Origin of the sequence: Achromobacter xylosoxidans, assembly GCF_001457475.1 — a bacterium.
Taxonomy (GTDB): Bacteria; Pseudomonadota; Gammaproteobacteria; order Burkholderiales; family Burkholderiaceae_B; genus Achromobacter; species Achromobacter xylosoxidans.
In genome coordinates this window covers 5670449-5683802 of record NZ_LN831029.1, presented here as the reverse complement: position 1 = coordinate 5683802, position 13354 = coordinate 5670449, and the positions used below count along the sequence as shown (strand labels likewise).

Here is a 13354-nt window from a genome sequence, read left to right as displayed (position 1 = left end):
CCCATGCCCTCCACGAGTCTCGCAAGAACCCTTGCCGCGGTCCTGCTCGCCGCCGCCACGCTCGTCGCCTGTGGCGGCGACGACGATTCCTCGGATGATCCCGCGCCGCCGCCGGCCACCGAACAACCCAAGCCCGCGCCGCAGTTGCGTTGCGCGCCGTAAGCGGCGGTTGCGCCGACCCCAACGATTCCGAGTACAACGATGACCTCCCGCCGCAATTTCCTCCAGACCGCCGCCGGCGCGGGCTTTGCCGCCGCCGCGCTGGCCGCCTTTCCGCCCAGCATCCGCCGCGCCCTCGCCATCCCCGCCAACAACGCCACCGGCACCATCAAGGATGTCGAGCATGTGATCATCCTGATGCAGGAGAATCGCTCGTTCGACCATTACTTCGGCACGCTCAAGGGCGTGCGCGGCTTCGGCGACCGCTTTCCGATTCCGCTCGCCAATGGCCGCAAGGTCTGGCAGCAGCAGCGCGCCAATGGCGCCGTGCTGACGCCGTTCCACATCGATGGCACCAGCCACAACGCGCAGCGCGCCGCCGGCACCCCGCACAGCTGGGACGACAGCCAACGCGCCTGGGACGGCGGCCGCATGGCGCAATGGCCCACGCACAAGAACGACATCTCGATGGGCTACTTCAAGGAACGCGAGGTCCCGTTCCAGTTCGCGCTCGCCAATGCCTTCACGCTGTGCGACGCCTATCACTGTTCCATGCACACCGGCACCGACGCCAACCGCGCGTTCCACCTGACCGGCACCAACGGCGCGGTGCCCACCAACACCGCTTTCGTCAACAACGAATGGGACTGGATCGACGGCCTGCCCGCCAATGTCAACACCGGCTACACCTGGATGACCTACGCCGAGCGGCTGGAACAGGCTGGTGTCAGCTGGATTTCGTACCAGAACATGCCCGATGAATGGGGCGACAACATGCTGGGCGCGTTCCGCGCCTTCCGCCAGGCCAACGTGAATTCCGGCTATCCGGTCTCCAGCGGCGGCGAGCCCGGCGTGCCCTACGCCAACACCGGCCAGGCGCTGCCGTACAAGGCGTACGACCCCGCCACCGACAACGCCGCCAATCCGCTCTACAAGGGCATCGCCAACACGCTGCCGGGCACGGCGCCCGAAAACTACCTGGACGCCTTCAAGCGCGATATCCGCGAAGGCAGGCTGCCGCAAGTGTGCTGGATGAACGCGCCCTCGATCTACTGCGAACATCCCGGCCCGTCGAGTCCGGTGCAGGGCGCCTGGTTCCTGCAGGAAGTGCTGGACGCGCTGACCGCCGTGCCCGAGGTCTGGAGCAAGACGGTGCTGCTGGTGAACTTCGACGAGAACGACGGCTACTTCGACCACGTGCCGTCGCCGTCCGCGCCGTCGCGCGATGCCGGCGGCGGCCTGGCCGGCAAGACCACGCTGGCCGACGCCGACATGACGTTCGAGTACTTCACGCACGCCTCGCCCGCCGGCAGCACCACCCAGCCGGCGGCCAAGGACGGCCGCGTCTATGGGCCCGGCCCGCGCGTGCCGATGTACGTGATCTCGCCGTGGAGCCGCGGCGGCTGGGTCAACTCGCAGGTGTTCGACCACACCTCGGTGCTGCGTTTCCTGGAAGCGCGCTTCGGCGTGGCCGAGCCCAACATCAGCCCGTTCCGCCGCGCGGTCTGCGGCGACCTGACCAGCGCCTTCAACTTCAAGACGCCCAACACCGAGGCGCTGCCCACGCTGGCCGGGCGCGCCACGCGCGCCGCGGCCGATCAGTTGCGCACCGCGCAGGAAGCCCTGCCGCAGATGCCGCTGCCCACCGACATGCAGCTGCCGTTGCAGGCCAGCGGCACGCGCCCGTCGCGGGCCCTGCCGTACGAACTGCACACCAGCGCGCGCTGCGCCGCGGCCGGCACGGTGGAACTGCTGTTCGCCAACGGCGGCACGCAGGGCGCGGTGTTCCACGTCTACGACCGCTATCACCTGGACCGGCTGCCGCGCCGCTACATGGTCGAGGCCGGCAAGACGCTGTCCGACACCTGGAACGCGCTGCAGGACAACCTGGGCATGTACGACCTGTGGGTGTTGGGCCCCAATGGCTATCACCGCCACTTCAAGGGCGACACCAACCGCATCGCCGACAGCGGCTCGCTGCCCGAGATCAGGGTCTGTTACGACATCGCCAATGGCGAGGTCTATGCCGAGTTCCTCAACACCGGCGCCCAGGCCTGCACCTTCACCGTCACGCCGCAGGCTTATCGCCAGGACGCGCCGGTGGCGCTGGAGGTGGCGGGCGGCGGCAAGGCCTCCCGCCACTGGACGCTGGCGGCCAGCGGCCAGTGGTACGACTTTGCCGTCACCTGCTCCAGCGACCCGGCGTTCTATCGCCGCTTCGCCGGTCGCGTCGAGACCGGCGCGCACACGGTAAGCGATCCGGCCATGGGCCTGTCCGGCGCCTGACGCAGGGGCGCGCTCAGACGCGGAAGTCCGCCGCCATGTCCTCGTCGGTGCGCATGGGCAGCCGGCCCGGTGGCTTGGCCGGTGGCTGGCCTGTCGGCGGCCAGCCCCCGCCTGGCGCATGCGCAGGGAGCCGGCGTCAGATGACGGTGATGCGCAGTTCCGCCAGCAGCGCCGCCGCCTGGGTCTTGGAGATCACCGCCCCGGCCAGCCTGGCGGCCGCTGACAGGTCGATGCCGCCCAGGTCGGCCTCGCGCAGGTCGGCGCCCTCGAAGCGCACGTTCTTGAGGGTGGCATGGCGCAGGCTGCCGCCGTGGAACACCGTATCGCGCAGGTCGCTGCCGCTCAGGTCGGCATCGGAAAAGTCCAGCTGCCGCAATTCGCTCTTGCGAAACGAGATGCCGCGCACCAGCGCGCCCACCAGCAGGCAGTCCTCCAGCGTCCAGCCCAGGCAGGCGATGCCGTCGAAGTCGGCGCCCGTGAGTTTGCAGCCGGTGTAGCGGGCCGCCGCCAGCCGCGCGCGGCGCCAGCTGGCGTTGTTCAGGTCGCAATGCTCGAAGATCGCGTCGCTGGCATCGGCCGAGGCGAAGACGGCGTGCCCGCCACGGCAGCGCCGCCAGACGGTGTCGGCCAGCGTGGCGCCCTGGAACGAGGCGCCGGCGATGGCGCAGGCGGTGAAGCGGGCGCCGCGCAGGTCCAGCCGGGAAAAGTCGGCTTGCTCGAAATCGCAATCCTCGAAGGCCAGCGGCCTATCCTGCGCCTGGTCGATCATCGCCTGCATGGCCTGGCGGTCCACCGCCAGGCCGCTGACGACGTCCATGGATTGCTGCGTCATGCCCATCTACTCAATCGGGTTGTTCGAACCCTTATTGGAACATGCCGCTTTCGACACAGAAGGCGACCAGTTCCTGGTCGGTCTGCACGTTCAGCTTGCGCATGGCGGAGATCTTCTGGCCGCTGACGGTCTTGACGCTGCGCTTGAGGCTGTCGGCCACCTGCATCATCGATTCGCCGCGGATGAAATGCCGCAGCACCTCGAATTCCTTGGGCGACAGGCTGTTGATGCGCTCGCCGATGAACTTGTGGCGCGCGGCCAGCGAACCCTCGCGCTGGAAACCGGGAGGATAGTATTTGCGGCCCAGCTGCAGCGCGTGCAGCGCGGTGACGATCTCGCCCAGGTCGTCGCGCTTGAACACCACGGCCTCGACGCCGGCGTCGTACAGCGCCGAAATGATCATGGGATTGGACACCATGGTCAGCACGACGATGCGGGCGCCGGGAAAGTGGCGGATCAGGTACTTGACCAGGCGGATGCCGTCGCCGTAGATCTCGTCGCCCGGCATCGAATAATCGGTGATGACGACTTGCGGCAGATCGCGCTTCATGTGCTCCACCAGCGCGGTGGGGCTGGCCAGCGTCGCCACGACGTCGAAGCTCAGGTCCTTGTTCAGCAGGTCGGTCATGCCCATCAGCACGAGCGGATGGTCATCGGCGATGACGATGCGGAGTCTTTGCATGCGAGGCGCAGTCAGGTTGGCCGGGACGGCATACGGATTATTCTGCACCAGGATCCGGACTTGAACCAAAATGTTTCGAAGCCAGGGCGTAAGACGGAATCGTATCGACGTTTGCGGATTCGGACCATAAGAAGAATCTCAAAAATTGGGGACAGTCATTGTCGCTTGATCCGTTCGCTCGGGCGTGAGGCGATCGCCGGGGCCAGCGGTGGCCCCGCCGCTCCCGCGGTGTGCGCGCGCCGCGATTGAGAATTTTCTTGTTCAATCGCCGCTGTGCCTTTGGCAACATCGTCCTCGTACCAGATTCTGTCTTCCGCCCGCCGCGCCGCGGCCGGAATCCCGGCGCCACCGCGCTCACACGAGGTTCCATGATGTTTCCCCCCGCGCGCCGTTCCTGGCCGGCATCTGCGGCCAGGCCGCGCCATGCGTGATGCCGCTCGCCGTTGGCCGCCACGCGAGGAATCCCTGTTCCTGCGGTTCCAGCCCGTGTTCACGGCGCAGGGCCAGGTGCATGAATACGCGGTCGCGGACAGCATCACGCCGTTGCGCAGCGGCAGCCCGGGCCTCATGGCGCAGCGGGCCCGCCTGCGGGCCGCGGTGGCCTTCGCGGCCAGGCTGCCCGCCCCGCTCGACCTGTCCTTCGAACACGCGTTGACCGTGCCGGACGGCACCGACGTGGCGCGGCGGCTGTGCGCCGATCTCGATATCAGCGTGTCGCGCGATCATCTCTGCCTTGGCCCGGCGGCCGGCAACACGCCGCTGCAACTGGCCACCCGGCGCCTGACCTTCAGCGTGCCGCTGTTCCGGCGTCTGCTGCCGCAGGCGCACGTGCTGGCCTGCCACACCGAATTCCGCGCCAGCCTGCGCGCGCGGCTGCTGCCGGCCAGTTGCGGCGGCAAGCCGGTGGCCAGCGGTGTCATGCGCGTGACCGGCCTGACACTGCGCATTCCTCGCGGCCTTGGCGCCGACCGCGCGCTGCAGCGCCGCTTCGACTCCCTCATGGAATGCGCGACGGCCGCCAAGCTGCAGGTGACGATCGACGACATCGAAGACATGCACGATTTCGTCTGGCTGCGGCCGCGGCCCGGCCTGCTGTTCCGCGGCACGGTCCTGTCGGCGCCGATCAGCGCGCAATGCCTGGACGTCTGGTTGCAGGCCGACGGCGATGCCTGGCGAAGCTTCCATGCCTGCACCGCCCGGCCCAGCTGGACCGAGCGCTGACCGGCAGCCCGGCGGGGCGCGGCGGCGTCTTCGGCCCACGCCGGCCCCGGTTGGCACGGCTTATTCGGACTGCAGGCGGCCCAGGATGAAACCGTCCACCGCGCTGCTGCGGCCACGCCAGAGCGTGGGCTGGCCGGCGATCGGCGTGCCGTCGGCGGTGAAGAACAGCGCATCCACCAGGTGGATGTAGTTGGGCAGGGGCTCGGCCGGCTGCGGCAGGCGGAACACGTCGCCCAGTTCCGCCAGCGACGTGCGCACCGATTGGCGCGCCTGTGTGTCCATGTCGGAGAGCGAGTCGGAGAAGGTTTCGGCGAAGCGGTCGAAATACTCCGCGCCCGACACGATCGAACCCGACACCAGCATGCCGCCCATCTGCAACGTGACGCCGATGCTCTTGAGCTGGCCGCCGTTGTTCACCAGGTTCACCAGGAATTGCAGGAACACGTCGGCGGGCGGGGCGACGGAGGCGGAAGGGAGGGAAGTGGGGTTCGGGTCGAGACTCATGGCGGCGCGCGCTCCGGTATGTGCGTGGGAGTCACAAGATACTCGAACGGCAGCCGGCGCGCACGGGCCGCAATCTACGGATAAGCAACCGGATCGGCCCTCAGTCCGGCGCTTCGGCCGGCCGTTGGACGGGGTAACTTGCGGACCATCGAGATGACCCGCATAAAGGTTTCCCCATGATCGCCGTGAATGCCAGTAACGCCGCCAACCGGGCCGGCTTCCGTACGTCTGATGCCGCCAGCGGCGATGCGTTCCGCGCGGCGTTCACCGACGCGCAGCAACGCGGCGCTTCGGCCCTGGCCGGTGGCGTCAAGGGAGCGGCGCCGGTCGCGTCGGCCGCCGAGCGCGAGTTCATGGACTACGCTTCCATGTCGCTGCAGGAAAAGATGTTCTACGCCGCGCTGGCATCGCTCGGCATTTCCAAGGCGGAATACGACGCCATGTCCGCGGCCGACAAGCTCAAGGTCGCGGAAAAGGTATCGTTGGTCCTGCAGCAATTGGCCAAGGCCGAACAGGCCAGGCAGGTCGAGCACGCCGGCTGAGCGCGCCCGGCCCGGGCCGTCAGCCGCCGGCAGGGCCGTCCGGCAGGCTGCCCGGCGCGGTCTCCCGCCGTTGCAGCATGCGCGCGACGCGCTCTGCCGCGGTGCGCAGGCGCAACGCCAGCGCGGCGGGCGCCAGCACATCGAACTCCACTTCCAAGGCCATCAGCCAGTACGCCAGCGCATCCAGCGACTGGCCCGAGCAGCGTAGCAGGCAGCGATCGTCGTCCAGGGCGTCGATCTCGCCGACGGCTGCCGGAATGCGCGCGGTCATCGCCGCGCGCGTGGCATGAAGGACGATGCGCGCCTCTTCGCCGTTGGCGGCCTGCCCCACCGATCGCGCCACGTAGGCGCGCAGGTCGCCGCCATCGGGCGGCGGGCGTGGCGCAAAATGCGCGCCCGGGGTCACTGCGCCCGCGATACGATCGAGCCGGAAGGTGCGCCAGTCCGCGCGCGCCGGATCCCACGCCACCAGATACCAGCGATAGCCCGTATGGGCCAGCCCCTGCGGCTCGACCTGGCGGCTGGTGGCCTGTCCACGGCCGTCGGTATAGTCGAAATGCACGCGCAGCTGGTCGCGGCAGGCGGCAGCCAGGGCGGCCAGCTGGCTGGCATCGATCAGCGGACCGGCGCGCGGCACCGGCACCAGCGCCGTGCGCAGCGCATCCACCTTGTGGCGCAGCCTGGCAGGCATGACCTGTTCCAGTTTCACCAGCGCGCGCAACGCCGCTTCCTCGGCGCCACCCACCGAACCGGTGGCCGCGGTGCGCAGCGTGATCGCCACCGTCAGCGCCTCGTCGTCATCCAGCAGCAAAGGCGGCAGGGCGTTGCCCGCGCGAAACGCATAACCGCCCGCCACGCCGCTGCTGGCCTGGATCGGGTAGCCCAGCTCGCGCAGCCTGTCGATGTCGCGCCGCAATGTGCGGGGGTGGATTTCCAGCGTCTGCGCCAGTTCGCCGCCGGCCCAGTGGCGGCGGGTCTGCAGCAGGGAAAGCAGGCGCAGGAGTCGGTTGCTGGAAGCGAGCATGGCGGTGACGATAAAACGAATCGAGGGCGGAAACTGTCCGCAATGGATTCTACAGTTCACGCCATCGCCAGCGGCCATGGGGCCGCGGCGGGAATCCCTGAAAACCGGAGTTCTTCATGTCCATCGTCTTCTATTGGCACCCCCAGTCCAGCGCCTCCCCGATCGCCGCCGCCCTGGCCGAGCTGCAAGTCCCGCACGAACGCGTGAAGGTCGACATCCGCGCCGGCGAACAGCGCCGGCCCGAGTTCCTGGCGATCAATCCGAACGGCAAGGTGCCGACGCTGACCGTGGACGGCGCGCCGCTGTTCGAGGCGCTGGCGATCCAGCTGTGGCTGGGCGAGCACTGGGGCGTCGAGCGCGGCCTGTGGCCCGCCGCGGGCACGCCGCAACGGCTGGCCGCCATGTCCTGGTGCGCGTGGTCCTATGTGTCGTATGGCGCGGTGCTGTGGCGCCTGTTCCACCTCGGCCATGGCGATGAAGGCCAACGCGATCCGCGCCAGGCGGAGCGGGCGCTGGCAGACCTGGATTCGCTGCTGGCGGTGCTGGAGGGCCACCTGGCGCGCCAGCCGTGGATGCTGGGCGCCGAGTATTCGCTGGCCGACCTGGTGGTGGGGTCGGTGATCGGCTACAGCGCGATGCTGGGGGCGCCGATCGCGGCCCACCCCAAGGTGCAGGCCTGGCTGGGCAAGGTGCAGGCGCGGCCGGCCATGCAGGTCGACCGCTGAGGCGGCCCCGCGCCTACCAGCCCCAGCAGGTGCCGGCGGCGGGCTTGCCGCAGGCGCGGTAGTTGACCGCGAACCACAGCTTGCCGGCGCCGCGCGGCGAGCCTTCCGGCGATGCGTCGGCCTTGACGTCGTTGCGCGGCAGTTCTTCGAGCGTATCGCGCGCCTTCTTGGTGGGCGAGCCGCTGGGGGCGCCCGCCACCAGCTGGATGCGGCCCAGGCTGGCGGCCGTGCGGTCCTGGAACACGATGTCGTTGTCGGCCAGCGCGCTCATCTTCAGCGCGGCGTTGCGCACCGCGGCGGCGTAGCCATCGTTGGCGCCGGTGGAGGCCAGCGACGCATTCAGCGTGCTCACGGTCAGGATCTGCGCGGGCGTGGACGGCGCCATCATGGCGTACTGGTCCAGGCCCGGCAACTGGCCGCCGGCCACCTGCCGGCGCAGCCAGTCGCCCCACAGGAATTCCGCGAACTCCGGCAGGTTGCCGTTGCTGTAGGCGATGTCGCGGGTGAAGTACACCAGCGAGCGGTAGCGGTCTTCCTGCATGCCGCCGGCTTCCTGCGCATTGGCGATGCCCAGCCGCGTCGGCAGCTGGTCCACCGTGATGGGCTGGTTCTGGCCGTCGCGCAGCCAGGCCTTGCGTTCGTCGACCATGCGTTGCCAGAACGCCGCGGCGCTGCCGACGCCGCTGTAGTTGGCATCGACCTTGACCCACACCGGCAGCTTGGGCCCGCCATCGGCGATCTCGCGCAGCGACGAGAAGGTGTGGTGGCCGTCGGTCAGGTACAGATTGCCGTCCCAGCCGACCACCACGGTCTTCAGGTTGGCGGGATCGGCGCCCATGGCGGCGGTGCAGCTGAAGGTGGCCGGCTGGTCCAGGCGCGCCGCCCGCAATTGCGCAATCGATGTGAAGGCCTGGGAGGTGGTGGCGCCCATGTCCTCGCAATAGTCGCTGAACTTCTTGCCGACCGTGCGGTTCAGGTAGTCCAGTTGCTTGACCGGGTCGGCCGCCCAGGTGGCGCGATTGAAGTCGCCTTGCCAGCGGCCCAGCTTGTAGTAGATCTGGTCGTAGCCGATCGCGGCCTGCGTCGGCCGCAGTTCCTCGATGCGCACCTGGATCACGTCGCCGGCCTTGGCCGCCAGGTAGGCCTGGTTGCGCGTGTCCGCCGGCGGCGCCGGATTCTGCGCCACCGGGGGGCTGGTGTCGTCGTCATCGTCGTCGCCGCCGCCGTTGCAGGCGGCCAGCAGCAGCGGCAGCGTGGCCAGGGCCAGGATCCGCAGCGCGGGGCGCCAGCGAGCGGTGAACGGACGGGGCAGGTCGGAAGCAGGCATGCGGGACATGGATTTGGGGGGTTGATCCGAGAAGTATCCAATGATGACAGCGCCGTGTTTCGCGTTCATTGCATCGTCACGCCGCGGACATGCCGGGGAGGCGTCCAAGGAGCAGACGGGTGCAGGCGCAATGCTAAGATCGCCGCCAATGACCGCGCCTTCCGTCCAGCCCCCCCTTGCCGCCGAATTGGCCGAACTCGCCCGCACCCTGGGCAACGCCCATCGCCTGATCCTGCTGGAGCATATCGCGCAGGGCGAGCGGCCGGTCGAGCGGCTGGCCGAATTGTCGGGACTGTCGGTGGCCAATGCCTCGCAGCACCTGCAACAGTTGCGCCGCGCCGGCTTCGTCGTCACGCGGCGCGAGGGCAAGCACGTGTACTACCGGCTTGGCTCCGCGCCGATCGCCGGCCTGCTCAACGCCCTGGACGCGGTGGCGCAGCACAATCGCGGCGAGATGCGGCGCCTGGTGGCCGACAGCCAGGACCGGCGCGACGGACTCGAAGCCATATCGCGCGACGAACTGCTGAGCCGCCTGGGCGAAGGCAGCATGACGCTGCTCGACGTGCGGCCCGCCGACGAATTCGCGCAGGGGCACCTGCCCGGCGCCATCAACATTCCCGCGGACGAACTGCTCAAGCGGCTCGAAGAGCTGCCGGCCGACCATGAGATCGTGGCCTATTGCCGCGGCCCCTTCTGCGTGCTGTCGTCCGATGCCGTCACCGCGCTGCGCGCCCATGGCCTGCGCGCGCGGCGGCTGGACGCCGGTTTTCCCGACTGGCGCGCAGAGGGGCTGGCGGTCGAGGCGCCACCGGCGCGCAAGGGCCGCCAGCGCCCGCAGACGCGGTAAAGGTTGGCTGGCAAGCGGTGGCCGGCCGCCTGGCCGCGCTAATCACGTTCACGCGCCGCCAACAGCCACAATGCGACGGCCAGCCAGGCCGCGCTCAACGGCAGCGGCGTATCGAACGGCAGCCACGACGTGGCCGCCAATCCCAGTCCCAGCAGGCTGTAGTAGGCCAGGCCGAACAATGCGCCGGCGCGGCCCAGGCAATGGCCATAGCGACGCAGCGCCGGTCCCAGCAGATTGGGTATCGCCAGGCCGTAGCCGATGAACACGGGCAAGGCCGCGGCGGCCCACAGCCAGCCGGGCTGCGGCCGCCACGCCATGGCCAGCGCCTGCGCCGCCGCGCCCAGCGCGACGCAGCGCAGGCCATACCGCACCCGGATCGCGGCGCTCGCCGTCGCGGGCAGGCGGCGGTTGCAGGCCGCGCCCAGGCTGCCGGCCAGCGCCACGCCCAGGCCCACCCAGCCAAAGCCCAGGCCGGGCAGCGAACCCGTCATGAACGGTCCCGCCGCGTAGAACGAAAATACCAGCAGGTTCAGTCCCGCCACCCGCTGCACCGCCAGGCGCAACGCGCCGTCGGTCAGCATCCGGCGCGCCAGCGCGGCCAGCGGCACGGCGCCGGTCGGCGCCGGCCGGGTTTCGCGCCAGCGCCAGGCGACCGCTCCCAGCAGCAGCGCCACCACCACCGCGATCGCGGCCAGCACGCCGCCGTAGCCGTGTCCGTCGGCCAACACCTGGCCCGTCAGCGGCCCGACGGCCGGCGACCACGCCAGCACCGTGCCCAGCGTGACGAAGTAATGGGTCAGCCGTGGGCCGTCCAGGCAATCACGCAGCACGGTCTGCGTCACCACCGAACACGCCGCCAGCCCCAGCGCCTGCAGGAAACGGCCGGCCAGCAGCCAGGGATAGGCCGGCGCGGCCAGCGCGCACAAGGTGCCCGCCAGCCCCAGTGCCAGGCCGGCCAGCATCGCCGGGCGGCGCCCGCGGGTGTCGGCCAGATGGCCCCACAGCAGCACCCCGGCGGCAAAGCCGACGAAGAAGATGCCCATGACCGGCTGCGTGGCCGCGGCATCCAGGCGCCAGTGGCGCGCCAGGTCAGGCAGCGCGGGCGCGAGTATGGTCTCGGCGACCTGCGGCAGCGCCAGCAGCGCAATGACGAGCCAGGGCGGGGGCAGCGCGCGCGGGCCGGATGAGGAGGAGGGGGAAGACATGGTGTCGCCGTCAAGCAAAAAGACGCTAGCGTAGGCGCGCCACGGCGCGCAAAATCACGACATCGCGCCATAAAATATCGCCAATCGGACATGCCCATCTATACGCTTCCCGCCGTCGAGGACCCCGACCTCGTCGCCTGCCCCATCGTGGGCATGGCGATCGACACGCGCGAGCATGCCTCGGACTGGCACGCGCACCAGCGCGCCCAATTGCTTTATCAAGCGGAAGGCGGGGTGACGCTGTACCTGGCCGACCGGGTCGGGCAGCTGGCGCCGCTGCAGGCTGCCTGGCTGCCGGCCGGTTGCGTGCATCGCACGGCCATGCAGGGCACGTTCGCCTATCGCAGCCTGTATTTCGATGTGCGCGCCTACCCGGACCTGCCACGGGAGCCGGCGATCCTGGACGTCAATCCGCTCTTGCGCGAACTGATCGTGCGCGTGACGCAATGGCCGTCCGACGCGGCCCTGGATGCGCCGCGCCAGCGTCTGGTGGGCGCGTTGCTGGACGAGCTGGCGGCGGCGCCGACGGCGCCGCTGCATCTGCCGATGCCGCGCGACCGGCGGCTGGCGCCCATCGCGCGTGAATTGCTGGAGAATCCGGCCTGCCCGCTGTCGATCGACGAATGGGGCCGGCGGGTGGGGGCCAGCGGCCGCACGCTGGCGCGGGTGTTCCTGGCCGAAACCGGCCTGTCGTTCACCCGCTGGCGCGCGCAATGCCGCCTGTTGATGGCGCGGGCCCGGCTGGCCGAAGGCGCCTCGGTGACCGAGGTGGCGCATGCCGTGGGCTATGCCAGCGACAGCGCCTTCATCGCCATGTACCGGCGCGCCTACGGCGAGCCGCCGGGGCGCCGGCTGCGCCGGCGCGATCCCCCGCCTTAGAACACGTGGCGGATGCCGACGCCGGCCGCGGTGCTCTTGAGGCCATCGATGAACGCGTAGTCCTTGCCGTACGAACCATAGGCGTACAGGTTGGTGCGTTTGGACAGGTCGTAGGTGTAGCCCACGCTCCAGACGTTCATGTTGGCGTCGCCGCCGGTCAGGCGATCGTTGGACGGCGACACGTGCTGCCACGACGCGAACAGGCTGCTGGCCCCGCCCACCGGCATCGTCGCGCCCAGCATGTAGGCGTTGGCCTTGAAGCCGTCGACGTAGCGGTTGGTGCCGAACTCGTCGCTGAACGGCGTGCCGGCCGGCAGGTCCTGGCCGACGAACCAGCCGTCGGTGGTGCGGCCATAGGCGGCCGCCAGCTTCACCACTTCCAGGTCGTACGACAGGCCCACCGCGTACTGGCGCGGCGTGGCGTCATGATCGATCGACGCGCGGTTCGAGCCATTGAGCTGGTCGTAGGTCAGCGTGACGTTGACCGGCCCTTCCACGTAGCGCAGGCCGGCGGTGATGCCACGCGAATTGTCGTTGGTGCGGAAATGGGTTTCGTCGTTGTTGGTATCGTCGACGTTGAACGAATAGCCCGCGGCGAACTGGAAGCCGCTCATCGAGGGGCTGCGGTACATCACCATGTTGTCCCAGCGCATGGTGTTGGCCGCGCTGAAACCCAGGCCCAGGTTCGATTGGGTGTAGCTGGTGTAGAAGGGATCGATGTCGGCCAGGTAGTTCGAGCCGACGGTGGCCTGGCGGCCGAATTCGATCGTGCCCCAGGCGTCGCTGGCCAGTCCGATGGTGGCCTGGCGGCCGAACAGGCGGCCGCTCTGGCCGCGGGTGCCGTTGCCCGAATCGAAACCGCTTTCCAGTGTGAACACGGCGCGCAGGCCATCGCCCAGGTCTTCGGATCCGCGCAGGCCCCAGCGGGAGCCGGCCTGGATGCCGTTGATCATGCCGAGCTTGCTGCCGTCATAGCCATTGCCCTTGATCTTGTTGTAGCCAATGCCGGTGTCGATGACACCATAGAGAGTGACTGACGTTTCTGCCTGAGCGACGCCTGCAAAAGTGGTCAACATTGCGGCTGCGAGCAGCGTCTTTTTCATCCGTGGGACTCCTGTAGT

The 13354-nt window shown here is 69.3% G+C and carries 14 protein-coding genes; 7 read left to right on the top strand and 7 right to left on the bottom strand.

The genetic code is table 11. The features are described from left to right. Positions 1-3 precede the first annotated feature (3 nt). Together AT699_RS32035 and AT699_RS25700 are read left to right on the top strand one after the other, a co-directional pair. Positions 4-162: a hypothetical protein gene (locus AT699_RS32035; protein WP_020926500.1), complete on the top strand. Its 159-nt coding sequence runs from the start codon at positions 4-6 to the stop codon at positions 160-162. A gap of 39 nt (positions 163-201) precedes the next feature. Then, positions 202-2445 (top strand): phosphocholine-specific phospholipase C, encoded by a 2244-nt coding sequence (locus AT699_RS25700; protein ID WP_006387353.1) that lies wholly within the window; start codon positions 202-204, stop codon positions 2443-2445. Between the two features lie 136 nt (positions 2446-2581). Here the strand turns inward: AT699_RS25700 and AT699_RS25695 are convergent, their stop codons facing one another. Further along, entirely contained in the window at positions 2582-3283 is a 702-nt protein-coding gene (locus tag AT699_RS25695; RefSeq protein WP_006387354.1) for a pentapeptide repeat-containing protein, read from the bottom strand. 25 nt (positions 3284-3308) lie between these two features. Continuing rightward, positions 3309-3959, bottom strand: a complete 651-nt coding sequence (locus AT699_RS25690) for a response regulator (protein WP_035183054.1) — start codon at positions 3957-3959, stop codon at positions 3309-3311. A gap of 423 nt (positions 3960-4382) precedes the next feature. On the opposite strand from AT699_RS25690, the gene AT699_RS25685 reads away from it, so the two are divergent. Then, positions 4383-5180: a hypothetical protein gene (locus AT699_RS25685; RefSeq protein ID WP_024070301.1), complete on the top strand. Its 798-nt coding sequence runs from the start codon at positions 4383-4385 to the stop codon at positions 5178-5180. Positions 5181-5240: 60 nt separating this feature from the next. Here the strand turns inward: AT699_RS25685 and gvpU are convergent, their stop codons facing one another. After that, the gene (gvpU, locus tag AT699_RS32030) at positions 5241-5684 is read right to left on the bottom strand and encodes a gas vesicle accessory protein GvpU (protein ID WP_020926506.1); all 444 of its coding nucleotides are present in this window, start codon (positions 5682-5684) and stop codon (positions 5241-5243) included. Between the two features lie 176 nt (positions 5685-5860). Between gvpU and AT699_RS25675 the strand changes: the two genes are divergently transcribed. After that, complete coding sequence (locus tag AT699_RS25675; protein ID WP_020926507.1) at positions 5861-6226, top strand: hypothetical protein; 366 nt, start codon at positions 5861-5863, stop codon at positions 6224-6226. Positions 6227-6245: 19 nt separating this feature from the next. Here AT699_RS25675 and AT699_RS25670 read toward each other — a convergent pair whose 3' ends face one another. Then, positions 6246-7250 carry a helix-turn-helix transcriptional regulator gene (locus tag AT699_RS25670; RefSeq protein ID WP_054445758.1) on the bottom strand — a complete coding sequence of 335 codons (1005 nt, stop codon included), beginning with the start codon at positions 7248-7250 and terminating at the stop codon, positions 6246-6248. Positions 7251-7366: 116 nt separating this feature from the next. Between AT699_RS25670 and AT699_RS25665 the strand changes: the two genes are divergently transcribed. Next, complete coding sequence (locus AT699_RS25665; protein WP_006387357.1) at positions 7367-7975, top strand: glutathione S-transferase family protein; 609 nt, start codon at positions 7367-7369, stop codon at positions 7973-7975. 13 nt (positions 7976-7988) lie between these two features. On the opposite strand, the gene AT699_RS25660 is transcribed toward AT699_RS25665, so the two are convergent. Beyond that, the gene (locus AT699_RS25660; protein ID WP_081247783.1) at positions 7989-9311 is read right to left on the bottom strand and encodes a ParB/Srx family N-terminal domain-containing protein; all 1323 of its coding nucleotides are present in this window, start codon (positions 9309-9311) and stop codon (positions 7989-7991) included. Between the two features lie 139 nt (positions 9312-9450). Between AT699_RS25660 and AT699_RS25655 the strand changes: the two genes are divergently transcribed. Beyond that, positions 9451-10149, top strand: a complete 699-nt coding sequence (locus AT699_RS25655; protein WP_024070298.1) for an ArsR/SmtB family transcription factor — start codon at positions 9451-9453, stop codon at positions 10147-10149. Between the two features lie 38 nt (positions 10150-10187). Here AT699_RS25655 and AT699_RS25650 read toward each other — a convergent pair whose 3' ends face one another. After that, the gene (locus tag AT699_RS25650; protein WP_024070297.1) at positions 10188-11354 is read right to left on the bottom strand and encodes an MFS transporter; all 1167 of its coding nucleotides are present in this window, start codon (positions 11352-11354) and stop codon (positions 10188-10190) included. 90 nt (positions 11355-11444) lie between these two features. Here AT699_RS25650 and AT699_RS25645 point away from each other — a divergent pair, with 90 nt between their 5' ends. Continuing rightward, positions 11445-12233 carry an AraC family transcriptional regulator gene (locus tag AT699_RS25645; protein WP_024070296.1) on the top strand — a complete coding sequence of 263 codons (789 nt, stop codon included), beginning with the start codon at positions 11445-11447 and terminating at the stop codon, positions 12231-12233. Here the strand turns inward: AT699_RS25645 and AT699_RS25640 are convergent. Next, complete coding sequence (locus AT699_RS25640) at positions 12230-13336, bottom strand: porin (RefSeq protein ID WP_024070295.1); 1107 nt, start codon at positions 13334-13336, stop codon at positions 12230-12232. The genes AT699_RS25645 and AT699_RS25640 overlap by 4 nt on opposite strands. Positions 13337-13354 lie beyond the last annotated feature (18 nt).